Origin of the sequence: Micromonospora rubida (assembly GCF_009908295.1) — a bacterium.
GTDB classification, from domain to species: Bacteria; Actinomycetota; Actinomycetes; order Mycobacteriales; family Micromonosporaceae; genus Micromonospora; species Micromonospora rubida.
Map to the genome: position 1 here is coordinate 111,029 of NZ_JAAALO010000011.1, position 22,673 is coordinate 133,701.

General features: G+C 74.2%; 18 protein-coding genes and 2 pseudogenes. 5 read left to right on the forward strand and 15 right to left on the reverse strand.

The features are described from left to right. Positions 1-104 precede the first annotated feature (104 nt). Positions 105-1,109: pseudogene (locus GVV04_RS34960) on the reverse strand (PucR family transcriptional regulator); the annotation flags it as partial. A gap of 71 nt (positions 1,110-1,180) precedes the next feature. Further along, positions 1,181-1,904 (reverse strand): annotated as a pseudogene (locus tag GVV04_RS34965) (PucR family transcriptional regulator ligand-binding domain-containing protein); the annotation flags it as partial. 120 nt (positions 1,905-2,024) lie between these two features. Here GVV04_RS34965 and GVV04_RS28600 point away from each other — a divergent pair. After that, positions 2,025-3,308, forward strand: coding sequence for a serine hydrolase domain-containing protein (locus tag GVV04_RS28600; RefSeq protein WP_161692107.1), 1,284 nt, complete (start codon positions 2,025-2,027; stop codon positions 3,306-3,308). Positions 3,309-3,399: 91 nt separating this feature from the next. Here GVV04_RS28600 and GVV04_RS28605 read toward each other — a convergent pair whose 3' ends face one another. After that, on the reverse strand, positions 3,400-4,302 hold the full coding sequence (locus GVV04_RS28605; RefSeq protein WP_407938853.1) for a TrmH family RNA methyltransferase: 903 nt from the start codon (positions 4,300-4,302) through the stop codon (positions 3,400-3,402). 26 nt (positions 4,303-4,328) lie between these two features. On the opposite strand from GVV04_RS28605, the gene GVV04_RS28610 reads away from it, so the two are divergent. Continuing rightward, complete coding sequence (locus GVV04_RS28610; RefSeq protein ID WP_328822626.1) at positions 4,329-6,185, forward strand: thiamine pyrophosphate-requiring protein; 1,857 nt, start codon at positions 4,329-4,331, stop codon at positions 6,183-6,185. Between the two features lie 76 nt (positions 6,186-6,261). On the opposite strand, the gene GVV04_RS28615 is transcribed toward GVV04_RS28610, so the two are convergent. From GVV04_RS28615 to GVV04_RS28630, 4 genes are all read right to left on the reverse strand, one after another. After that, complete coding sequence (locus GVV04_RS28615) at positions 6,262-8,454, reverse strand: transglycosylase domain-containing protein (protein ID WP_235967163.1); 2,193 nt, start codon at positions 8,452-8,454, stop codon at positions 6,262-6,264. A gap of 142 nt (positions 8,455-8,596) precedes the next feature. Further along, positions 8,597-9,421 (reverse strand): hypothetical protein, encoded by an 825-nt coding sequence (locus GVV04_RS28620; RefSeq protein WP_161692110.1) that lies wholly within the window; start codon positions 9,419-9,421, stop codon positions 8,597-8,599. A 180-nt stretch (positions 9,422-9,601) separates the two neighbouring features. Next, complete coding sequence (locus tag GVV04_RS28625) at positions 9,602-10,708, reverse strand: SPFH domain-containing protein (RefSeq protein WP_161692111.1); 1,107 nt, start codon at positions 10,706-10,708, stop codon at positions 9,602-9,604. Positions 10,709-10,713: 5 nt separating this feature from the next. Continuing rightward, positions 10,714-11,187, reverse strand: coding sequence for an NfeD family protein (locus GVV04_RS28630; protein WP_161692112.1), 474 nt, complete (start codon positions 11,185-11,187; stop codon positions 10,714-10,716). Positions 11,188-11,297: 110 nt separating this feature from the next. Here GVV04_RS28630 and GVV04_RS28635 point away from each other — a divergent pair, with 110 nt between their 5' ends. Further along, positions 11,298-12,614 carry a serine hydrolase domain-containing protein gene (locus GVV04_RS28635; protein ID WP_161692113.1) on the forward strand — a complete coding sequence of 439 codons (1,317 nt, stop codon included), beginning with the start codon at positions 11,298-11,300 and terminating at the stop codon, positions 12,612-12,614. Between the two features lie 192 nt (positions 12,615-12,806). Here the strand turns inward: GVV04_RS28635 and GVV04_RS28640 are convergent, their stop codons facing one another. Continuing rightward, the gene (locus tag GVV04_RS28640) at positions 12,807-13,622 is read right to left on the reverse strand and encodes a DUF3097 domain-containing protein (protein WP_161692114.1); all 816 of its coding nucleotides are present in this window, start codon (positions 13,620-13,622) and stop codon (positions 12,807-12,809) included. A gap of 183 nt (positions 13,623-13,805) precedes the next feature. On the opposite strand from GVV04_RS28640, the gene GVV04_RS28645 reads away from it, so the two are divergent. Continuing rightward, the gene (locus GVV04_RS28645) at positions 13,806-14,600 is read left to right on the forward strand and encodes a hypothetical protein (protein ID WP_161692115.1); all 795 of its coding nucleotides are present in this window, start codon (positions 13,806-13,808) and stop codon (positions 14,598-14,600) included. Between the two features lie 166 nt (positions 14,601-14,766). On the opposite strand, the gene GVV04_RS28650 is transcribed toward GVV04_RS28645, so the two are convergent. The 7 genes from GVV04_RS28650 to GVV04_RS28680 form a co-directional block, all read right to left on the reverse strand. After that, positions 14,767-15,669, reverse strand: a complete 903-nt coding sequence (locus GVV04_RS28650) for an HAD-IIA family hydrolase (protein WP_328822629.1) — start codon at positions 15,667-15,669, stop codon at positions 14,767-14,769. Then, positions 15,621-16,652, reverse strand: a complete 1,032-nt coding sequence (locus GVV04_RS28655; RefSeq protein WP_161692117.1) for a ferrochelatase — start codon at positions 16,650-16,652, stop codon at positions 15,621-15,623. The genes GVV04_RS28650 and GVV04_RS28655 overlap by 49 nt, the downstream gene beginning before the upstream one ends. Before the next feature lie 98 nt (positions 16,653-16,750). Next, on the reverse strand, positions 16,751-17,518 hold the full coding sequence (gene fabI / locus GVV04_RS28660) for an enoyl-ACP reductase FabI (protein WP_161692118.1): 768 nt from the start codon (positions 17,516-17,518) through the stop codon (positions 16,751-16,753). A 38-nt stretch (positions 17,519-17,556) separates the two neighbouring features. Further along, complete coding sequence (gene fabG, locus GVV04_RS28665; RefSeq protein WP_161692119.1) at positions 17,557-18,261, reverse strand: 3-oxoacyl-ACP reductase FabG; 705 nt, start codon at positions 18,259-18,261, stop codon at positions 17,557-17,559. A gap of 878 nt (positions 18,262-19,139) precedes the next feature. Next, positions 19,140-20,090, reverse strand: coding sequence for a VWA domain-containing protein (locus GVV04_RS28670; protein WP_161692120.1), 951 nt, complete (start codon positions 20,088-20,090; stop codon positions 19,140-19,142). Further along, on the reverse strand, positions 20,087-21,106 hold the full coding sequence (locus GVV04_RS28675) for a DUF58 domain-containing protein (RefSeq protein WP_407938850.1): 1,020 nt from the start codon (positions 21,104-21,106) through the stop codon (positions 20,087-20,089). The genes GVV04_RS28670 and GVV04_RS28675 overlap by 4 nt, the downstream gene beginning before the upstream one ends. Further along, positions 21,085-22,200, reverse strand: a complete 1,116-nt coding sequence (locus GVV04_RS28680) for an AAA family ATPase (RefSeq protein WP_161692122.1) — start codon at positions 22,198-22,200, stop codon at positions 21,085-21,087. The genes GVV04_RS28675 and GVV04_RS28680 overlap by 22 nt, the downstream gene beginning before the upstream one ends. A 238-nt stretch (positions 22,201-22,438) precedes the next feature. Between GVV04_RS28680 and GVV04_RS28685 the strand changes: the two genes are divergently transcribed. Beyond that, the gene (locus GVV04_RS28685) at positions 22,439-22,669 is read left to right on the forward strand and encodes a hypothetical protein (RefSeq protein ID WP_161692123.1); all 231 of its coding nucleotides are present in this window, start codon (positions 22,439-22,441) and stop codon (positions 22,667-22,669) included. Positions 22,670-22,673: the final 4 nt, after the last annotated feature.

Here is a 22,673-nt window from a genome sequence, read left to right on the forward strand (position 1 = left end):
CCCACCCCCACCGGCCCGGCCCCACGCAGCCCGTCGACCCCCGGGCAGCCCCGGCAGCCCGGGCAGGGGGAGAGGGGACGGGATCGGGGAGGGGGTGGGGTGGGTCAGGGGGTGCGGACGGCGTCCAGGGCCAGCAGGGCGACGTGCAGGGAGATGCACGCCTCCACGGAGTCGAGGTCGACGGCGAGGATCCGGGCGATGCGGGCCAGGCGCTCGTAGAAGGCGGGCCGGGAAAGGTGTGCCGCGGCGGCGCCGGCCGACTTGTTCCGGCCCTGCTCCAGGTAGGCCCGCAGAGTGCCGAGCAACTGCTCCCGGGGGTGCCGGGCGTCGTACGCCAGCAGGGCACCCAGCTCGCGCTCGACGAAGGTCTGGAGGCGCGGCTCGTCCCGCAGCAGGTGCAGCAGGCCGGCCAGCCCGACATGCGGCAGCCGGAAGATCGGCAGGTCCCTGCGGTCCCGGCGGGCCGCGTCGGCGACCTGCCGCGCCTCGACCAACGACCGGCGGGCCTCCCGCAGGCTGCCCACTCCGGACCCGGCGGCGACGATCACCGCAGCCGACCCGGCGGTCCGGAGCAGCGACGGCAGCGCGCCGGGGCGGGCGGGGACGGTGTCGGGCGGGCGGGGCGGGGCGGCGTCCATCCGGTTGCGGCGCAGCGCGGCGGCGAAGGCGGCCAGCGACCGCTCCTCGGCCGCCGCGTCGGGCAGGGCGAGCAGTACACCGACGGCCTGGTCGTCGATGGCGCTGCTCAGCCCGGTCAGCTTCGCCTCGCGCAGGGTCTGCCCGACCGCCTCGGACAGGTCCCGCAGTCGGGCCGGCCCGGCCTCCGGGTCGACCGGGCCGGCCTCGCCCGGGATGCCGACCTCGACGGCCGGCTCGTCGGCCCGGTACCGCACCACCACGCCGACCAGATGCCGGCGTTCCAGCGCGACGCCGAGCGCCCGGGCCCGCAGGGCCACCTCGTCGACGGGGCGGGAGTGGTCCAGCAGGGCGGTGAGCAGGGTCCGGTGGATCTGCCGCTCCAGCCCCTCCGCGTCGCGGCGGATCAGCCGGCCCAGCGCGAGGGCGGAGGCGGCCCGCTCGACGAGGATGGTCAACCGGGTCGGCGGTGCGCCCGGCCCGATCCGACCCGGCTCCGGGTCCGGCATCCCGTCGGGGATCGGTGCGGGGGTGGTCAGCTCGCTGCCGGCCGGCCAGCGCAGCAACAGCCGGCCCCAGTCCTGCCCCCGGGCCCCGACGGTGGTCACCAGCCAGCCGCTGTCCTGGTCGTACGCGGTGCGCCCGGCCGGGCTGATCCGCCGAGAGTGCTGCTCCCAGCCGTCCAGCAGCAGCTCGGCGCTCTCCCCCGCCGGGTCGTACGCGAGCACCTGCCGGGACAGGTTCTCCAGCACCACCGGGCAGCCGGACAGCTCGGCGGCCTGCCGGACCACCTCCGCCGGGCCGGCGCCCTCGACCGACAGTTCGGTGAACCGCTGGTGGATCTCCTCGGTCGCCCGCAGCTCGGTGAGCTGGGCGTCGACGATCAGCGCGTGCACGGCCTCGGTCACCCGGACGAACGGGGTGGCCCGGCGCAGCTCCACCAGCGGCAGGCCGCGCCGCTCGGCGGCGGCGGCCATCACCCGGGGCACGCCGCTGACGTACCGGCGACCCAGCTCGACCACCAGACCGGAGACGCCGACGTCGGCCAGTGCGCCGATGAACACGCGCAGGCCGGCGTCGTCGGCGGGCAGCCCGATGCCCGTGGTGAGCACCAGTTCGCCGCCGCGCAGCAGGGTGGCGATGTCCGGCACCTCGGCCACGTGCACCCAGCGCACCGGCCGGTCCAGGCCGGACTCCCCGGCGACCAGGCGGGGCGTGCCATGGCGGACCGGGTCGAGCGCGAGGACCTCACGGACGGTAGGGAACACGGGCGACACGCTACCGTCCGTGACGTCGATTCCGCACGGGCCGCCGGTCCGGCCGTACCCCCCGACATCGATCTTGTGCAGTACGGTGCCTTTCGACCACGACCAATCGGAAGGAGCGGCATGGACGGGACAACTGTCAGCCGGCGCGGGTTCGGCAAGCTGGTGGGCGCCGCCGCAGGGGCGGGGGCGCTGGGGGCGCTCGGGTTGGGCGCGACGGCGGCCCAGGCGGTGGCGGACACCTGGACCGCCACCGGCACCACGGTCGCCGCGCTGAGCGCGTTCGACAACGCGATGAAGTCGTTCATGCAGGCCAGACACATTTCCGCCGGGCAGCTCGCGGTCACCTACCAGGGGCGGCTGGTGCTCGCCCGGGGGTACGGCGACAACTCCCCCCAGCTCATCCAGCCGACCTCGCTGTTCCGGGTGGCCAGCCTCTCCAAGTCGCTGACCGCCGCCGCGCTGGTCCGGCTGGCCCAGGACGGCAAGCTGGGCCTCGACGACCCGATCACGAAGTTCCTCCAGTTCACCCCGCCGGCCGGCCAGGCGACCGATTCCCGGCTGCCCCAGGTCACCCTCCGGCGGCTGCTCCAGCACACCGGCGGTTGGAACCGGGACCTGACCGCGTTCGACCCCCTGTTCAAGGACCGGGTCATCGCCAGCTCGCTCGGGGTGCCGCTGGAGCTGACGCACGCCGACGTCATCCGGTACATGTCCGGCCAGCCGCTGTCGCACGCCCCCGGCTCGACGGTCTCCTACAGCAACTACGGCTACCTGCTGGCCGGCCGGATCGTGGAGAAGGTCAGCGGCCTGCCCTACGAGACGTACGTGCGGCAGAAGCTGCTCGCGCCGCTGGGCATCACCCGGATGGCGACCGGGTGGACGATCAACCGGCACAGCGGCGAGGTCGGCTACGAGTCCCAGTACACGGGCACGACCGTGCTGGACAACTCCGGCACGGTCGTCAACGCCCCGTACGGCACGTTCAGCATGCGGCTGCACGACGCCAACGGCGGCTGGCTCGCCTCGGCGGTCGACCTGGTCCGCTGGGCCCGCGCGTTCGAAAGCGGCAGCCCGGTACTCAACAGCACCTCGACCGGGCAGGTCTTCGCCACGCCCGCCGGGCTCGGGGTGAACCCGGACGGCTGGTACTACGGGATGGGCTGGGCGGTCCGCCCGGTCACCGGCGGCACCGGACGCAACATCTGGCACACCGGCAGCTTCGCCGGTACGTACAGCCTGCTGGTCCGCACGTACCACGGGCTGAGCTGGGCGGCGGTGTTCAACCGGCGCGACGATTCCTCCGGGCTGAGCTACGCCCCGATCGACTCCGCGCTCTGGACGGCGTCGAACGCCGTGACGAGCTGGCCGACCCACAACTTCTGGTCGACGTACTTCACCGCCTGACCCGGCCGCCGGCGGTGGGCGGAACTCCGCCCGCCGCCGGCGCGGGGACGGGGACGCCCGCCCGGCGGCCCGGGACGGGGACGGGCGCGGCTCAGGGCTGGTCGTCGCGGCCCAGCTCCCAGCAGGCCACGGCGGTGGCGGCGGCCACGTTGAGCGAGTCCACCCCCCGCCGCATCGGGATCACCACCCGCACGTCGCTGGCGTCCATCGCGGCCCGGGTCAGCCCGGCCCCCTCCGCGCCGAGCAGCAGCGCCGAGCGGGCCCGGGCGGCGGCGTCGAGGCGCTGGATCGGCACCGCGTCCGGCGCGGGGGTCAGCGCCAGCACCGCGAAGCCGGCCGCCCGCACGTCGGCGAGCGCGTCCGGCCAGGGCGCCAGCCGGGCGTACGGCACGGCGAAGACCTCCCCCATGCTGACCCGGACGCTGCGCCGGTAGAGCGGGTCGGCGCAGGACGGGGAGAGCAGCACGGCGTCCACCCCCAGCGCGGCCACGGCCCGGAAGATCGCGCCCAGGTTGGTGTGGTTGTTGACGTCCTCCAGGATCACCACCCGCCGGGCGTCGGCGAGCACCTCGGCCGCGTCCGGCAGCGGTTTGCGGTGGAACGAGGCGAGCACCCCCCGGTGCACGTGGAAGCCGGTGGCCCGCTCCAGCACGTCCGGGGTGGCCGCGTATACGGGGGCGTCGCCGGTGTCGAGGTCGGCGAGCTGGTCGACGCGCTTGGCGTCGACCAGGAACGACCGGGCGGGGTAGCCGGCCCGCAGCGCCCGGCGCAGCACCAGCTCCCCCTCGGCGATGAACAGGCCGTGCGGCGGCTCCCACCGGGTGCGCAGCTCCACGTCGGTCAGGGCGCGGTAGTCGGCGATCCGGTCGTCGTCGGGGTCGGTGATCTGGTGGACGGGCACCCGGCGATTCTGCCGGACCGCGCCGCCGCCGCCGCGCGCCGGTCGCCGGTCGGCGTTTTCCCCGGGTACGACGGGGAACGCGCCCGCGGACAGCGGACGCTACCGGAGGGACCTGACGGGTGAGCGCGAACCAGGCGGGCGGGCCGACACCGGACGGACAGGGCGGCCTGCCGAAGAGCGCCACCGTCGCCGACCACATCGTGGCCCGGCTGTCCCGGTGGGGAGTACACCGGTACTTCGGCTACCCCGGCGACGGCATCAACGGCATGACCTCGGCGCTGCAGCGCGCCGCCGGGCGGGCGGAGTTCGTCCAGGTGCGGCACGAGGAGACCGCCGGTTTCGCCGCCTCGGCGCACGTGAAGTACGGCGGCGGCCCGCTCGGCTGTGCCCTGGTCACCAGCGGCCCCGGGGCGGTCCACCTGCTCAACGGCCTGTACGACGCGAAGCTGGACCACCAGCCGGTGGTGGCCCTGGTCGGGAACACCGCGCTGACCGCCGAGGGCGGCAGCTACTACCAGGAGATCGACCTGCTCGCCCTCTACAAGGATGTCGCCTCGGCGTTCCTGGCCCAGCTCGACGACCCGTCCCAGGTGCGGCATTTGGTGGACCGGGCCTGCCGGACGGCGCTGGCCCGGCGTACCGTCACCGCGCTGGTGCTCCCCCTGGACGTGCAGGACCGCCCGGCGGTGCCGGACCCGCCGCACGCGCACGGCTACTACCACACCAGCGCCGTGCCGAGCAGCGCCACCACCGTGCCGCCGGAGGCGGACGTGCGCCGGGCCGCCGAGGTGCTGCGCGGCGGCGAGCGGGTGGCGATGCTGGTCGGCCAGGGCGCGCTGGGCGCCGAGGCCGAGGTGCGCCGGGTCGCCGACCGGCTCGGCGCCGGGGTGGCCGTCGCCCTGCTCGGGTTCGCCGCCGTCGACCACCGCGAGCCGTGGGTGACCGGGGCGATCGGGCTGCTCGGCACCCGGCCGAGCTGGCAGCTCATGCGCGACTGCGACCGGCTGCTGATCGTGGGCAGCAACATGCCGTACTCGGAGTTCTACCCGCCCGAGGGGCAGGCCCGGGCCGTGCAGGTCGACGTGGACGGCACCCGGATGGGGCTGCGCTACCCCACCGAGGTCAACCTCACCGGCGACGCCGGGCCGACGCTGCGGGCGCTGCTGCGCGAGCTGGGCCCCGGCCCGGCCCCGACCGCCTGGCGGCAGAAGATCGCCGACGCGACCTCCACCTGGCGGCGGGCCCAGCGGGAGATCGCCGGCCAGTCCGCCGACCCGGTGAACCCGCAGTCGCTGTTCACGGCGCTGGACGACCAGCTACCCGGGGACGTGATGCTCTCGGTGGACTGCGGCACCAGCACCGCCTGGTACGCCCGGCACGTGCGGGTCCGCCCCGGGATGCTGGCCAGCCTGTCGGGCACCCTGCTGTCCATGGGCGGCGGCATGCCGTACGGGATCGCGGCGAAGTTCGCCCACCCGGACCGGCCGCTGGTGGCGCTGCTCGGCGACGGGGCGATGCAGATGAACGGGGTCAACGAGCTGATCACCGTGGCGAAGTACTGGCGGAGCTGGTCGGACCCCCGGTTCGTGGTGCTGGTGCTGAACAACCGGGACCTCGCCTTCGTCAGCTGGGAGCAGCGCTCCACCGAGGGCACGCCGATGTTCCCGGCCAGCCAGGACCTGCCCGACGTCGACTACCACCGGTGGGCGGAGGTGCTCGGCCTGCGCGGCGTCCTGGTCGACTCCCCCGACCAGGTGCCCGACGTGTGGCAGCGCGCCCTGACCGCCGACCGGCCGACGGTGATCAACGCGGTGGTGGACCCGGCGGAGCTGATGCTGCCCCCGCACTTCACCGCCGAGCAGGCACGCAAGACGGCGGCGGCGATGCTGCGCGGTGACGCCGACCGGGCGGGGATCATCCGGCGCGGCGTGCCCAGCACCGTCGCCACCTGGCGTCCCCGCCGCCGCGACGGCTGAACCAGCCCCGCCGCCGCCGCTACGCGCCCTCAGCCGCGACGGCTGAACCAGGCCCGCCGCCGCCGCTGGCGCGTCCTCAGCCGCGGCGGTTGAACCAGCGCAGTGGGTTCGCCGAGTCGTCCTGCTGCTGGCGGGGTGGGGTGGGACGGGACGGCTCCGGGGCGGGGCGGTGCACCTCGCCGGCCAGCGCCCGGCTGGGCGGGGTGAACTCGCGCACCGGCTGGCCGTCGACGGCCGTGCGGATGGTCCGGGCCACCGCGTCGATCACCTTCGCCTGCACGGCCGAGCCGACCGAGTCGCCCGGTTCGTCCGGGTTGGCGGCGATGCCGGCCACGGCGACCTGCGGGGTGAAACCGACGAACGTCTCGGTGGCGTTCTTCTCCGAGCTGCCGGTCTTGCCGGCGACCTGCCGGCCGACGATCCGGTCCACCGAGGTCGCGGTGCCGCCGTCGCACTGGCCGAACGTGGTCTGCTGGCCGACCGGGCAGCGCGCCGCGTCGGTGGCGGCCCGGGCCACGTCGGCGTCGAGCACCTTGCGGCAGGACGGCTCGCCGACCGGCACCCGGTCGCCGTCGGCGGCGGTCACCGAGACCACCGGCAGCGGGGCGCAGTACGTCCCCTCGGCGGCCACGGTCGCGTACGCGTTCGCGAGGTCGAGGGGGGTGGTGGCGGCCACGCCGAGGGTGAACGAGCCCCAGTTGGCCGCGTTGTCCTTCGCGAAGGCGGCGTCCGAGTCGGCCCGGAAGGTGATGCCGAGGCGCTGGGCCATCTCCACCACCTTCGCCGGGCCGACCTGCTCGGCCAGCCAGACGAAGTACGTGTTCACCGAGCGGCCGAAGCCGTCCCACATGGTGCGGTAGCCGTCCATCCACTGCGGGTTGGCGTTCGCCGGGCACCACGTGCCGTCGCAGCTTGCCTCGCCCTCGGCGGCGTACCGGGTGGGCAGCCGGCTGGGCGCGTCGAAGCCGGTGGCGAGCTGCTTGCCGTTCTCCAGGGCGGCGAGCATGGTGAACAGCTTGAACGTCGACCCGGCCTGGTACCCGTCGACGCCGCCGCCGCCGGAGATCAGCGGGTTGACGGTGTTGGGGTGGTTGGCCCGCCCGGCCGGGTTCGCGTCGAGGCTGTAGTGCCGGTTGACCGCCATGGCGAGCACCCGGCCGGTGCCGGGCTGCACGGCCGCGATCGGCAGGGCGCGCTTGTTGTCGTACCCGTACACGGCGGTGGCCTGCTGCTGCGCCGTGGCCTGGATCTTCGGGTCCAGCGAGGTGACCACGGTGTAGCCGCCCCGGCGCAGCGCCTGCTCGCGCTCGGCGACGGTCTCGCCGAACGCGGGCTGGGTGAGCCACCACTCGCGCAGGTAGTCGCAGAAGAAGCCCCAGTCGTCGTGGCCCTGCGCCACGGCGGTGCAGCCGTTGGGCTGCCGGGTAGGGCTCAGCGCCAGCTTCTCCGCCTTGGCCGCCGAGGCCTGCTCGGCGCTGATCGCGCCGGTGCCTGCCATCGCGTCGAGGACGTACCCGCGCCGGGACAGCGCCGCGTCGGCGTCGCCGTCGATCGGGCTGTACGCGTCCGGCGACTGGACCAGGCCGGCGAGCAGGGCCGCCTCGGGCAGGGTCAGCTCGGCCGGGGACTTGGCGAAGTAGCGCTGGCTGGCCGCCGCGATGCCGTACGCGCCGGAGCCGAAGTACGCGATGTTGAGATAGCCGTTGAGGATCTCGTCCTTGCTGAGCCGCTGCTCCAGCGCCGTGGCGTACCGGATCTCCTGGAGCTTGCGCCCGACGGTCTGCTCGGTGGCGGCCTGCCGCTCCTCGGCGGTGCGGTCCGGGTCGGTCTTGAGCACGTTGCGGACGTACTGCATGGTCAGCGTGGAGCCGCCCTGCTCGGTGCCGCCGCCGGTGACGTTGGCGACCAGGGCGCGGGCGAGGCCGCGCAGGTCGGTGCCCCCGTGCGAGTAGAACCGCCGGTCCTCGGCCGCCACGACGGCCTGGCGCAGCACCGGGGCGATCTCGGCCAGCGGCACATCGGTGCGGTTCACGTCGTAGAACGTGGTGATCAGCGTCTTACCGTCGTTGGCGTAGAGGTACGACCGCTGCGGGGTGATCGGGGTGCGCAGCGCCTCGGGCAGCACGGCGTACGACCCGATCGCCGACTTCGCGGCGAAGCCGAGCAGCAGGTTGCCCGGCAGCGCCGCGACCGCCAGGACGAGGCCGGCGAGCACGCCGGCGAGCAGCACGGTGAACAGCCGCGACAGCGGCGACCGGGGTGGCGGCATGGAGCCAAGGATTGCCACGAAAGCCGCGATCCGGCCAGCCCCGGGGGCGATTGTCAGGTAATTCACCGCGTCCTGCCAGGCGCTTCCCCACCTGGTCGGCACGTTGCGGGACGAACCTCGCGGGTGGCCGGCGGGAAACCGGTCAGCCGGCGGCGAGCGGGCCCCCGCCGGGACCCGGGGTCGCGCCGCCGCCCGGGGAGGGTGCGGTGGCGGTGGCGACGCTGGCGCTGGCCGCGTCCCGGGCGATCGCGGCGGGGACCAGGCGGCCGGAGCGGTACCCGATGCCGATGCCGGCGATCAGCACGAAGATCGCCCCGAATGCCTGCAGGGACCCGATCAGCGCGCCGCCGATGCCGACCAGCGGGGCGGCGATCATCAGCATCGCGCCGTCGCCCATGCTGAACATGCCGGAGCGGGCCACCGCCCAGCCGGTGAGGAACCAGCCCACCGTGTAGCAGGTGGCCCCGACCAGCACGAGCGTGCGGGCCGTGGTGCCGAAGACCGGGGCCTGCTCGGTCAGCCCGGCGAACGGCAGCATGAGCACGGTGCCGGCGATGCTGACCAGCAGCCCCGCGGCGGCCACTCGGCGGCTGCGGGTGGCGGCGAGCAGGCCGGTCAGGGCCAGCAGGGCGAGCAGCCCGAGCCAGACGGCGGCGACCCAGCCGACCAGGTAGAGCTGCCCCCCGTCGGCCGGGTACGGGTCGTTGCCCACCCCGCCGTCGCTGGCCATCGCGACCACGCCGTACAGCACCGCGTACGCCGGAAGCAGCCAGACGGCGGCGCGGCCGAAGCGGCGCAGCGACCAGGCCCAGGTGGCGTCGGTCGCGGGACGGGCGGGCGTCGGCTCGCCGACGAACGGCAGCACCCCGAATCCGCCCCCGGTGCGGCGGGAGCCGATCGGCCCGGCCGGGTCGTGCGCGCCGGGCACCGGGGTGCTGGAGAAGAGCCTGTCGGCGGGATCCTTCATGCGTCACCTCGCTGCGCTGGTCGGCGGAGCGGGACGCGCTGATCGCTGCGCCGGGCGGCGGGACGCGCCGCGGCGCCCCGGCTCCTGGTCACCACCCGTCCTTCGGACCGATCGTGTCAGGTGCCGGAGCGCCGCATGAGGGTTATTCGCATTCTGCCCCGGGTTCCGCCCGGGCGGTCGTCAGCCCCGCTCGCGCTGGTCGGCCGGGTCGCTCAGCAGGCTGCCCGGGGACACCGGCTCGGGGGCCGGCAGCCCCTGCGGACCCTGGCCGCCGGTGGCCTGCGCCTCGGCGACGCGTACCTCGTCGTGGATCTGCTGGGCGGCGGCGGCCGCGGCCCGGGCTGCCTCGGCGGCCTCCCGCTCCACCGCGCTCGCCCCGTCAGCGGCCTCCGGCGACGGCGCGTCGCCGATCATCTGGCTCAGCCCGCCGAGCGCGCCGCCCATCCCCTCCAGGGCCTTGGTCAGCTCGGCCGGGATGATCCAGACCTTGTTCGCCGTGCCGTTGGCGATCTGCGGCAGGGCCTGGAGGTACTGGTAGGCGAGCACCTTCTGGCTCGGGTTCGCCTGGTGGATCGCGTCGAAGACCGTCCGAATGGCCTTCGCCTGGCCCTCGGCCTGAAGGATCCGGGCCTGCCGGTCACCGTCGGCGCGCAGCACCGCGGACTGCTTCTCGCCCTCCGCGGTGAGGATCTGCGACTGCTTGTGGCCCTCGGCGTTCAGGATCGCCGCCCGGCGGTCCCGCTCGGCGCGCATCTGCTTCTCCATCGAGTCGCGGATGCTGGCCGGCGGCTCGATCGCCTTGATCTCCACCCGGGTGACCTTGATGCCCCACCGGCCGGTGGTCTCGTCCAGCACGCCGGAGAGGTGCCGGTTGATCTCCTCGCGGCTGGTCAGCGCCCGCTCCAGGTCCAGCGAGCCGATCACGTTACGCAGGGTGGTGACGGTGAGCTGCTCGATGGCCTGGAGGAAGTTCGAGATCTCGTACGTGGCCCGGGCCGAGTCGACGACCTTGAAGTAGAGCACCGTGTCGATCGACACCACCAGGTTGTCCGAGGTGATCACAGGCTGCGGCGGGAAGCTGACCACCTGCTCCCGCATGTCGACCTTGGTGCGGACCGCGTCGACGAAGGGAACCAGCAGATTCAAACCCGGGTTCAAGGTGCGCTTGTACTTGCCGAGCCGCTCGACCACGTCCTGGCGCTGCTGCGGCACGATCCGCACGGCCTTGACCAGGGTCACCATGACGATCAACGCCACGGCGACCAACAGCACCGTCACAAATTCCATGCCCTTCACCCTCTCGCTTCGGGCAGCTCACCCGAGGTGGAAACGTCGTCATCCCAGACCAGGACCGTCGCGCCCTGGACCTTTATCACCCGCACCCGCCGACCGGGGACGAAGCTCTGCGTCGCATCGAACGACCGGGCGCTCCACAGCTCCCCGTCGATCTTGACGAGGCCCTGGTCGGCGTCGACCGACTCCAGCACCAGGGCGGTGGCCCCCTCGATCGCCTCCACCCCGAACGGCTGCTCGCCGCTGTCCTGGGCGGAGCGGGCGTGCCGGCGGATCGCCGGCCGGGCCACCGCCACGGTGAGCGCCGAGACCACCGCGAACACCAGCGCCTGGACGGCGGTCGGCGCACCCAGGGCCGCGGCCCCGGCGGCGGCGAACGCGCCGACCGAGAACATGATCAGGAACAGCGTCGTCGTGAAGATCTCGGCGACCGCCAACACCACACCCAGTACGACCCAGAACACCGCGTCCACCCCCCAAGAGTGACACGTCGCAGCACGCGCGGCCCTTCGACAAGATCGGTAAGCTCGGCGGCAGCCGTTCCATGAGGCGCCGCCGGCGCCCGAAAGTCAGTGGAGGAACCGTGTCGCTGCCACCCGAGACCGCCCGAGGGGTCGACGCCGCCGTCGCCCGGGCGCAGTCCGCCGGGCGTACCCCGTCGCTCGTGCTCGGCGTGGTGCGCGACGGCGAGTTGGCCCACGTCGCCGCCGCCGGTGAGCACCCCCGGCCGGACGCCGACCGGCAGTACCGGCTCGGCTCGATCACCAAGACGATGACCGCGGTGCTGGTCATGCAGCAGCGCGACGCCGGGACGCTGGCCCTGCACGACCCCCTCGACGCGCACCTGCCCGGCACCGGGGTCGGCGCGCTCACCCTGCGCCAGCTCCTCGGCCACGCCAGCGGCCTCCAGCGCGAGCCCGACGGCCCCTGGTGGGAGCGGGTCGAGGTCGGCGACCTGGCGTCCGTGCTGGCCGGCGTGGGCGAACACAAGATCGCCTACCCGCCGCACCGGGCCTACCACTACTCCAACCTGGCGTACGGGCTGCTCGGCGGGGTGCTGGAGGCGGTCACCGGGACGGGCTGGTTCGACCTGCTCCGGCAGCGGATCCTGGAGCCGCTGGGCATGACCCGCACCACGTACCAGGCCACCGAGCCGTTCGCCCGGGGGTACGTGGTGCACCCGTGGCACGACACGCTGCGGGAGGAGCCGCGCACCGACACCGGGGCGATGGCCCCCGCCGGGCAGCTCTGGTCGACGATCACCGACCTCGGCCGGTGGGCCGCGTTCCTGGCCGACCCCGATTCGACCGTCCTCGCCCCGGCGACGCTCACCGAGATGTGCGCGCCCGTGGTGATCAGCGACCTCGACTCGTGGACCGGCGGGCACGGCCTCGGCATCGAGCTGAACCGGGTCGGCGACCGGGTGTACGTCGGCCACGGCGGGTCGATGCCCGGGTACGTCGCCGGGCTGGCCGTGCACCGCCCCACCCGCACCGCCGTGGTCGGCTTCGCCAACTCGTACGGCCTGCGGGTCGGCCACGTCGGCGGCCTCGGCCGGGAGGTGCTGACCACCGTACTGGACGCGCTGCCGGACCCGGTCGCGCCGTGGCTCCCGACCGACGCCCCGCCCCCGGCCGAGCTGGCCGAGCTGACCGGCCGCTGGTGGTGGATGGGCGCGGAGTTCGAGCTCAGCGCCGACGCCGCCGCCGGCGAACTGCGGGCCGGCCCGGTCGGCAACCCGGTCATGCGGTTCACCCGGGAGGGCCCGGACCGCTGGCGGGGCCTCTCCGGCCCGCAGGACGGCGAGATCCTCACCGTGCTCCGCAACCCCACGGGCCGCCCCGTAGCCCTCGACCTGGCCACCTTCGTCCTGACCCGCACTCCCGACGAACAACCCTGACCCCCACCCCCACCCCGCGCCGTCCCACCCCCACCCCCGACACCACCCCAACGCCATCCCGACGCCGCCCTGGTGCCGGCCTGGTGCCGGCAAATTCACGGAAAGCGTGGCCATTCGCCGAGGAATGGCCACGCTTTCCGTGAATTTGCGCGGCCGGGATGGGGGGTGGGGGGTGGGGGTGGGTGGGGTGGGTCAGGACGGGGGTGTGGTGACGAAGTCGATCAGGCGTTCCATGGCGTTGATCAGTGGGGTCTCCACGTCGGCGAAGCTGTTTACCCGGGACAGGATGTGCCGCCACATGTCGGGCGGATCCGCCACCCCGAGGGCCGCGCAGACCCCTTCCTTCCACGGCCGCCCCGGCGGCACCACCGGCCACGCGGCGATGCCCAGCGCGGCCGGCTTGACGGCCTGCCACACGTCGACGTAGGGGTGGCCGGTGACCAGCACGTACGGGGAGTTCACCCGGGCCACGATCCGGCTCTCCTTCGAACCGGGCACCAGGTGGTCGACCAGCACGCCGAGCCGCCGGGACGGGCCGGGGGCGAAGTCGCGCACCTGCGCGGAAAGCTCGTCGATGCCGTCCAGCGGCTCCACCACCACGCCCTCGACGCGCAGGTCGTCGCCCCAGATCCGCTCGACCAGGGCGGCGTCGTGCACGCCCTCGACCCAGATCCGGCTGGCCTTGGCCACCTGCGCCCGCACGTCGTCGACCGCGATCGAGCCGGACGCGGTGCGCCGGCGGGCCGCCGGCACGGGCGAGCGGGCCGGACGGCACAGCGTGACCGGCCGCCCGTCGAGCAGGAACGCCGCCGGCAGCAGCGGGAAGTTGCGCCGCCGGCCGTGCCGGTCCTCCAGCACCACCGCGCCGGACTCGAAGCCGACCACCGCGCCGCAGAACCCGGACTCGGCGTCCTCGACCACGAGATCGGGCTCGGCGTCCACCTCGGGGGTCGCCTTCCGCCGCCGCCAGTCCCCCGCCAACACGTCCTCGCCGTACCGCCCAACCATCCCGCCACGCTAACCCCCGCCCGCCCCGGGGCGCGTCAGCCGCGCCGATCATGAAATCGGGGCACCCCACAAAAGCGGCACGAACGGAATATCCGGTCACCACGAGTCCATGATCGACGCTAACCGAGGCGGGGCACGCGGCAGTCGAGACAGGGGCGGCGCGCACCACGTACCCTCTCTTGCATGTCCTCCCCCGCAGCGGGCGCGGTCACTCTCGCGCCCCGCCGGTCGAGCCGGTTCGTCGCCTGGGTGCGCGCGTGGCGCGCTGGCCTCGTGCCGTACGACGAGGTCGCCGAGGAGATCGCCGGCGACGAGGAGCATCTCGTCTCGGACGCCCCCGGCACCTGGACCGACGTCCCACTGCGGGACGCGCTGCCCACCCTGGCGAAGCTCTCCCCCGACGAGATCCGCCTGGTGCTGCCCGCGCCCGGCGACCCGCGAGGGCTGCCCGGGCCGGGCGACTTCGCAGGCACCGCGCTGGTCGCCGGCGAGGCGGTGGTGGCCGGCGGGATCGGGCTGATCCCGCAGGTGCGCACGCACACCTCCGGCTCGGGGATGACCTTCGAGACGGTGCTCTGGCGGTGTTACCCGCTGCCCGCCGACGCCCCGGCCGCCTCGCTGGCCTCGCCCGGCGCCGCCGAGGCAGAGGCGGAACTGGCGAGCGCGCTCGCCGAGACCACCGCGGCCCTGACCCGGCTCGACGTGGCCCAGTGGCGGCCCGAGCTCGCCGGCGCGCTGGCCGCGCTGCGCCGCCCCGACGGGACCACCGACCTGCCGCCGGGCTTCGACCCCCGGGCGCGGCGGCTGTTCGCCCGCGCCGCCGTGCTGGACCGGGTGCTGGCGCTGGCCGGGCACAGCGCGCCGGGCGGCGCGATCAACAACCACGAGGCCCAGCAGCGCGACGCCGCGCTCCGGCCGCTCACCACCGCCTGCCGGCAGGCCCTGGTCGCGGCCTGCAACGCCCCGCTGCGCCCCTGACGCCCGCCGGCCCTGAGCGCCCGCGTCGGCCCTGAGCGCCCCCGCCGGCCCTGAGCGCCCGCGTCGGCCCTGAGCGCCCCCGCCGGCCCTGAGCGCCCCTGGAGCCCGCCGGGGCCCGGCCGCTGACCGTCGCCGGTCGGCTGCAGGTCGGCGGCCCGGGGTTGGGTCAGATCTCGTCCATCAGGTCGGCCACGGAGTTGACGATCCGCGACGGGCGGTACGGGTACCGCTCGGCCTCGGCCCGGGTGCTGATCCCGGTCAGCACCAGGATCGTCTCCAGCCCGGCCTCCAGGCCGCACAGTACGTCGGTGTCCATCCGGTCGCCGATCATGGCAGTCGTCTCGGAGTGCGCGTCGATGGTGTTCAGCGCCGAACGCATCATCATCGGGTTGGGCTTGCCGACGAAGTACGGCGCCACCCCGGTCGCCTTCGAGACCATCGCCGCGACCGAGCCGGCGGCCGGCAGCGCGCCTTCGGCCGACGGGCCGGTGACGTCGGGGTTGGTGCAGATGAACCGCGCCCCCTCGTTGATCAGCCGGACTGCCTTGGTGATCGCCTCGAAGCTGTACGTCCGGGTCTCGCCCAGCACCACGTAGTCGGGGGCGAAGTCGGTGAGCACGTAGCCGACCGCGTGCAGCGCCGTGGTCAGCCCGGCCTCCCCGATCGCGTACGCGGTGCCGCCCGGCCGCTGGTCGGCCAGGAACTGGGCGGTCGCCAGCGCCGCCGTCCAGATGGCGTGCTCGGGCACCTCGAAGCCCATCCGGGTCAGCCGGGCCTGCAGGTCACGCGGGGTGTAGATGGAGTTGTTGGTCAGCACCAGGAACGGCTTGCCGGAGGAGCGCAGCTTGTTGATGAACTCCGGCGCCCCGGGCACCGGCTGGCCCTCGTGCACCAGCACGCCGTCCATGTCGGTCAGCCAGCTCTGCACCGGCTTACGTTCGTGCATTCGTCGTCCCAGGGGTCTCGGGGCGGGGCCGTCGGACGGTGACCCGCACGGGTGTCGGAGTCGGCGGGCGGCGGTCAGGGCCGGCGGGCCGGCACGCAGCACACCGTCGGGCAGGTGTCCCACAGCGGCAGCTCGCCGAGGCGGCGGCGCAGCCGCTCCCCGCCCGGTTCGGTGCGCTCTGCGACCAGCTCGCGCACCATGGCCACGAAGCGCGGGTCGGTGCCCGGGGTGCCGGCCCGGGCGAAGTCCAGCCCGAGCTGCCTGGCCGTCTCCAGCGCCTCGGTGTCGAGGTCCCACACCACCTCCAGGTGGTCGGAGACGAACCCGATCGGGCTGACCACCACGGCGGTGGTGGTGCCGGCCTCAGCGAGGGCGGCCAGGTGGTCGTTGACGTCCGGCTCCAGCCACGGCACCTGGGGCGGCCCGGAACGGCTCTGCCACACCAGGTCGTACGGCAGGTCGGGCGCGGCGGCGGCGTGCACCAGCCGGGCGACCTCCGCGAGTTGGGCGGTGTACCGGCCGCCGTGCGGGCCGGCGTTCGCGGCGGCCGAGACGGGGACGGAGTGGGCGGTGAACACCAGCCGGGTGCTGGCCCGCTTCGCCGGGTCGAGCTGGCCCAGCGCCGCCCTGACCGCGTCGGCGTGCGGCTCGACGAAGCCCGGGTGGTCCCAGAACTGGCGCAGCTTCTCGATCACCGGGGCGTCCGGGCCGACGGCCGCGCGGGCCTTCGCGATGTCCTCCTGGTACTGGCGGCAGGAGGAGTAGCCGCCGTACGCGCTGGTCACGAGCGCCAGGGCGGTGGTGATCCCGTCGTCGCGCATCCGGGCCACGGTGTCGGCGAGCATCGGGTCCCAGTTCCGGTTTCCCCAGTACACCGGCAGGTCGACGCCGTGGGCGGCGAAGTCCGCCCGGATGGCGGCGAGCAGGTCGCGGCACTGCTGGTTGATCGGGGAGACCCCGCCGAAGTGCTGGTAGTGCTCGACGACCTCCGCCAGCCGCTCCGGGGGCACGCCGCGCCCCCGGGTCACGTTCTGGAGGAAGGGCAGCACATCCTCGGGCCGCTCCGGGCCGCCGAAGGAGACCAGCACCAACGCGTCGTACGCCATGGGCCTATTCTTCCCCGCCCTCGACGGCGGCCTGGCGACGCCCCCTGGTCCGGGGGCGGAGGGGCGGGCCACCGCGCCGGCGGGGCCCGCCCGCGACGTCAGGCGCCGATGGCGTGGTAGCCGCCGTCGACGTGGACGATCTCGCCGGTGGTGGCCGGGAACCAGTCCGACATCAGCGCCAGGCAGGCCCGGGCGGCCGGCTCCTGGTCGGTGAGGCTCCAGCCCAGCGGGGCACGCTCGGCCCAGGCGGTCTCGAACTGCTCGAAGCCGGGAATCGACTTCGCCGCGATGGTGCGCAGCGGGCCGGCGGCGACCAGGTTGCTGCGGATGCCCTGCTTGCCCAGGTGCATCGCCAGGTAGCGGGAGGCGGACTCCAGCCCGGCCTTGGCCACGCCCATCCAGTCGTAGACCGGCCACGCCTTGGTGGCGTCGAAGGTCAACCCGACCACGGCGCCGCCCGGCTGCATGAGCGGCAGCGCCGCCATGGCCAGGGACTTGTAGGAGTACGTGGAGACGTGCAGCGCGGTGGCCACGTCCTCCCACGGCGCGTCGAGGAAGCCTCCGCCGAGGCAGCTCTGCGGGGCGAAGCCGATCGAGTGCACCACCCCGTCGAGGCCGTCGACGTGCTCGCGGACCTTGTCGGCCAGGCCGGCGAGGTGCTCGGCGTCGGTCACGTCCAGCTCGATGACCGGGGCCGGCTCGGGCAGCCGACGGGCGATCCGCTCGACGAGGGAGAGCCGGCCGTAGCCGGTGAGCACGACCTGCGCGCCGTTCTCCTGGGCGAGCTTCGCCACGGAGAAGGCGATCGAGGCGTCGGTGATGACGCCGGTGACCAGCAGCCGCTTACCGGCCAGCAGTCCGGACATGTGGGAGTTCCTCCGTTGAGTCGGTGCGATGAGCAGCGTCAGTGGCCCATGCCCAGGCCGCCGTCGACCGGGATCACGGCGCCGGAGATGTAGCCTGCGGCGTCCGAGGCCAGCCAGGCGACCACCTCGGCGACCTCGTCGGGAGTGGCGAACCGGCCGGCGGGGATGGACTTGAGGTACTCGGTCCGGCGGTCCTCGGGCAGCGCCGCGGTCATGTCGGTGTCGATGAAGCCGGGCGCGACGACGTTGGCGGTGATGTTGCGTCCGCCCAGCTCCCGGGTGATCGAGCGGGCCACGCCGACCATGCCGGCCTTGCTCGCCGCGTAGTTGACCTGACCGGGGCCGCCGTACAGGCCGACGACCGAGGAGATGAAGATCATCCGACCCCACCGGGCCCGGAGCATCTTCGTCGAGGCGCGCTTGGCGCAGCGGAACGCGCCGGTGAGGTTGGTGTCCACCACCCGGGTGAACTGCTCCTCCGACATCCGCATGATCAGCGTGTCGTCGGTGATGCCGGCGTTGGCCACCAGCACCTCGACCGGGCCCAACTCGGCCTCGATGGTGCCGAAGGCCGCGTCGACGGAGGCGGAGTCGGTCACGTCGCACCGCACCCCGAACAGCCCCTCCGGGGCGTCGCCGCTGCGGTGGGTCACCGCCACCCGGTCGCCCTGCTTGGCGAAGGCCTGCGCGATGGCCAGGCCGATCCCCCGGTTGCCGCCGGTCACCAGCACGGTTCGGGCCACGGGTCCCCCTGTAGTTCGATGATCTCCCAGTCGGTCGGAGCCTAGGCGTTACCGGCAGGTAAGCGCTAACGCCGCCCGGGTAACCCCCCAGGCCCGGCCAAGCCGTGAGGGTCTCTGGCTCGGCAGGCACCAGAGGATGTGCGCGCTGCCGACATCACCGGCCCGTGCCGGGACGGCCTTCGCCGGGACGGCCTAGCCTCCGTTGGCCCTATGGAGCTGCCCCGTTTGTGCTCCCGCTCCACCGACAGCACAAACGGGGCAGCTCCATAGGGGCCGAAGGGCAGGTCCCCGACCGGGTGCGGGGCGCAATCGTCAGGCCGTCGTCCTCGCGCTGCTACTGCGTCCCCGGCGGGTCGCGGACCGCCCGGCGGGCCCGCAGGAGCCACTCAGCCGACCCGTCGGCCGAGTGCCGTCCGGCGACCATCCCGGTGTACGATGATCCACGTTTGCGGGCCGTGCGGTCCGCGTTCCGGGCCCCGCCGACCGCAGGAGGTGATCGCTGTGCGAGATAGCGATCCTCCCAGTCGTGGCCGGGCCGAACGTCAGCCCCGCTGAGCCACGACTCAGCAGGTGAGCTGACCCAGCTCCGCTCCCCGCCTCCGCCCGGTCACCGGCCCCGCGCCGGATGACCGAGCCGCGCCGGGAGCCGCCCGGTCACGACTTCGTGTGCGCGTCCTGATCCACCCCCCTGCGGTCCGCCCCCGCATGCGCGGACCGTCCAGTCGCCACCCGGAGCCTTCCCATGAGCCGCTACGTCGCCCCGCTGGGCTTCACCCTCGCCGCCGTCTGGGTGGCCGTCGTCTTCGTCCTCACCTCCGCCGGCCACTGACCGGCCCCGGCCCACGCCGACCCGTGAAGGTCGACGCGGGCCAGGTCGGTCAGATCAGCCGGGAGGACCACAGCAGGCTCGTGGCGCCCGCGCAGAGGGCCAGCAGCAGCGCGATCCCGGCGTACCACTGGGTGACCTCGCGGGGTTCCGTGCGGAACCCGATCGAGCTGCCCATGTCCTGGTAGACCTGCTTGAGTTCGCTGACCGAGGCCGCCTCGTAGAAGTACCCGTCGGTGGTCTCCGCCAGGTCGGCCAGCGCCAGCCGGTCCACCGGCACCCGCTGGAGCTGCCCGCCGATGTCGACCTGGCCGGCGTCCGTGCCGAAGGCGATGGTGGAGACCGGCACGTTGGCCGCCTGGGCGGCGGCTGCGGCCTCCTCCACCGACCGGCCGGAGGTGCGGAAACCGTCGGAGAGCAGCACGATCCGGGCCGGCGGGATGCCCGCCGCGCCGTCGGCCGGCACCGACCTGATCGCCTCCAGGCAGGTGAACACCGCCTCACCGGTCGCCGTCGCCTCGGCCAGCACCAGCCCGTCGATCGCGGTGGTCACCGCGCCCCGGTCCTTGCCGGGCGGCACCAGCACGTTCGCCGACTTGGCGAACGAGACCAGGCCGAGGTTGTAGCTCTCCGGAAGCTCGCCGACGAACTGCTTCGCCGCCTCCTGTGCCGCCTCCAGCCGGTTCGGCGCGACGTCGTCGGCCTGCATGGACAGCGAAACGTCGATGGCCAGCATGACGGTGGCCCGCTCCAGCGGCTCCCTGGTGTCGAGCGCCGGCCGGGCCAGCGCGGTGGACAGCACCAGCAGGCAGAGCAGGAACGCCACCGCCGGCACGTGCCGCCGCCAGCCCAGCCCCTTCGGGGCCAGGGTACGCAGCAGGTCCACGTTGGTGAACCGCATCGCGTACGCCCGGCGGTGCAGCTGCCGCCACACGTACAGCGCGGCGAGGGCGAGCACCGGCAGCACGGCCAGCAGCCACCACGGTTGCAGAAAACGAATCATCGTGTCGTCCCCCGGGTGCGGGCGTGCCGCTGCGCGGCGACGAAGCGCACCATGTCGAGCAGCCAGTCGGTGTCGGTCCGCAGTCGCAGGTGGGCCGCCCCGGCGGCGCGGAGCTGGGCGGAGATCTCCGCGCGCTGGGCTGCGGCGGCCTCGGCGTACCGGCGGCGCAGCCGCGGGTCGGCGGTCTGCACCTCGTGCAGCTCCCCGGTCTCCGGGTCCACCACCGGCAGCACCCCCACGTCGGGCAGCTCCAGCTCGCGCGGGTCGACCACCTCGATCGCCAGCACGTCGTGCCGGACCCGCAGCTTACGCATCGGCCGCGCCCACTGCGGCGGCGGCGCGAGGAAGTCGGAGATGACCACCGCGAGCCCGCGCCGACGGGGCGGCCGGTTCAGCATGTCGACCAGCGCGCCCAGGTCGCTGCGCCCCGGCCGGATCTCGGTGCCGGCGATCGCCCGCAGCAGCCCCTGCGCCTCCTTCCGCCCGGACCGGGCGGGCAGCCGGACCAGCCGGCCGGTGCCGGGCGGCGGCGTGTCCCGGCGGCGTCCGGCCAGGGCTGCCGGCGCGGCGCCGCTGCCGACCACCGCCCCGATCCGGTTGCCGCCGCGCACGGTCAGGTGGGTCAGCGCGGCGGCGGCGGCCACCACCACGTCCCGCTTCAGCCACTGACCGGTGCCGAAGTCCAGGCTCGCGGACAGGTCCACCGCGAGCCACGTCTCCAGCTCCCGGTCGGCGACCGTGCGCCGCACGTGCGGCGTCGTCGTACGCGCGGTCACCGGCCAGTCCATCCGGCGTACGTCGTCGCCCGGGCGGTACTCGCGCGACTCCCCCGCCTCGCTGCCGGGGCCGGGCAGCAGTCCGGCGTAGTCGCCCTGGAGCAGGCCGTCGAGCTTGCGGGTGACCATCAGCTGGAGCCGGGACAGCAGCGCGTCGCTGCGGGGGGCGGCGGCGGGTGAGGGCGACCACCGCGTACTCCCGGAGGGGGTGGGTGAGGTCACGGCCGCTGCCCGGGCCACCCGGCGGCGGCCGGCGGCGGGCCGTTCGGGGTGGCCTGCTGGCGCGGGGCCACCGACGGCAGCGGGATGGTCGACATCACCCGGTGCACCACGTGGTCGGCCGGCACGTCGTCGGCGAGCGCGTCGTAGCTGAGCACCAGCCGGTGGCGCAGGATGTCCGGCGCGATGTCCTGCACGTCCTGCGGGAGGGCGTAGTCCCGGCCGCGCAGCAGCGCCAGCGCCCGGGTGGCCCGGACCAGGCCGAGCGAGGCGCGCGGGCTGGCGCCGTACTGGATCAGTTGCGCGACGTCGGGCATGCCGTGCTCGGCGGGGGCACGGGTGGCCAGCACCAGCCGGACCGCGTAGTCGACCAGCGCGTTGTGCACGAAGACCTGGTCGGCCTTGCGCTGCAACGCGATCAGGTCCTCGGTGTCGAAGACCCGCGTCGGCTGCGGCGGGGTCACCCCCATCCGGTACACGATCTCCCGCTCCTCGGCGTCGGTCGGATACCCAACGACGATCTTCATCAGGAAGCGGTCCCGCTGCGCCTCCGGCAGCGGGTAGACGCCCTCCTGCTCGATCGGGTTCTGGGTGGCCATCACGAGGAACGGCTCCGGCACCCGGTGGGTCTGGCCGCCGATGGACACCTGCCGCTCACTCATCACCTCCAGCAGGGCCGACTGCACCTTGGCCGGGGCCCGGTTGATCTCGTCGGCGAGCAGGAAGTTGACGAAGACCGGGCCCATCTCGACGTCGAACTTCTCGCTGGACTGCCGGTAGATCCGGGTGCCCATGATGTCCGCGGGGACCAGGTCCGGGGTGAACTGCACCCGGGCGAAGGATCCGCCGACCACCTTGGCGAGGGTCTCCACGGCGAGGGTCTTCGCCACCCCGGGCACCCCCTCCAGCAGGCAGTGCCCCCGGGCGAGCAGAGCCACGAACATCCGCTCGACCATCCGGTCCTGGCCGACGATCACCCGCTTGATCTCGAACAGCGCCCGCTCCAGCAGCGTCGCGTCCTGGGCCGGGGTGGTCGTCGGCGGCGCCGACGTCGGGGGGTTGTCCGGCGCGCTGCCGTTCGGCGTCGGGGTGTCGGGCGTGGTCGGCTGGGCCACCGGTCCTCCACAGCATTGATCGGTTGTCGCGACGTGGTGCGTGTCAAGACTCGCATGCCCGGCTGAGTGCCGAGGCGGGGAGAAGCCGTTTTTCGCCACGCCGTCCCACCGTCCCGAATCGCCGATCAGGGTTTACACCAGAGGGCCCGGCCTGTGTACCATTCACCCCGTCGCCGGGCGGCTCCCCCCGTGGCCGCCCGGCGCTCAATCTTCTCGCCGCGTGCCTAGACTGGCCCGGATGAGCGCCCCTCTCCCCGCCGACGCGGCACCGATCTGCTCGGCCCGGGGCTGTCGCGTGCCCGCCGAGTGGGCGCTGCGCTGGAACAATCCGCGCCTGCACACCGCCGAGCGGCGCAAGACCTGGCTCGCCTGCGCCGACCACCGGTCCTCCCTCGGCGACTTCCTCGACGCACGCGGCTTCCTTCGAGAGGTCACGCCACTGGCCGAATCGCCTACGCTCGACTGGTGAGCGC

Excerpts from the sequence above, each read along its gene's own strand:
- fabI (WP_161692118.1), bottom strand. The coding sequence starts at position 17,518 with ATGTCCGGACTGCTGGCCGGTAAGCGGCTGCTGGTCACCGGCGTCATC.
- GVV04_RS28670 (WP_161692120.1), bottom strand. The coding sequence starts at position 20,090 with ATGATTCGTTTTCTGCAACCGTGGTGGCTGCTGGCCGTGCTGCCGGTG.
- GVV04_RS28620 (WP_161692110.1), bottom strand. The coding sequence starts at position 9,421 with ATGAAGGATCCCGCCGACAGGCTCTTCTCCAGCACCCCGGTGCCCGGC.
- GVV04_RS28615 (WP_235967163.1), bottom strand. The coding sequence starts at position 8,454 with ATGCCGCCACCCCGGTCGCCGCTGTCGCGGCTGTTCACCGTGCTGCTC.
- GVV04_RS28640 (WP_161692114.1), bottom strand. The coding sequence starts at position 13,622 with ATGGTTGGGCGGTACGGCGAGGACGTGTTGGCGGGGGACTGGCGGCGG.
- GVV04_RS28685 (WP_161692123.1), top strand. The coding sequence starts at position 22,439 with ATGAGCGCCCCTCTCCCCGCCGACGCGGCACCGATCTGCTCGGCCCGG.
- GVV04_RS28625 (WP_161692111.1), bottom strand. The coding sequence starts at position 10,708 with ATGGAATTTGTGACGGTGCTGTTGGTCGCCGTGGCGTTGATCGTCATG.
- GVV04_RS28645 (WP_161692115.1), top strand. The coding sequence starts at position 13,806 with ATGTCCTCCCCCGCAGCGGGCGCGGTCACTCTCGCGCCCCGCCGGTCG.
- GVV04_RS28655 (WP_161692117.1), bottom strand. The coding sequence starts at position 16,652 with ATGGCGTACGACGCGTTGGTGCTGGTCTCCTTCGGCGGCCCGGAGCGG.
- GVV04_RS28600 (WP_161692107.1), top strand. The coding sequence starts at position 2,025 with ATGGACGGGACAACTGTCAGCCGGCGCGGGTTCGGCAAGCTGGTGGGC.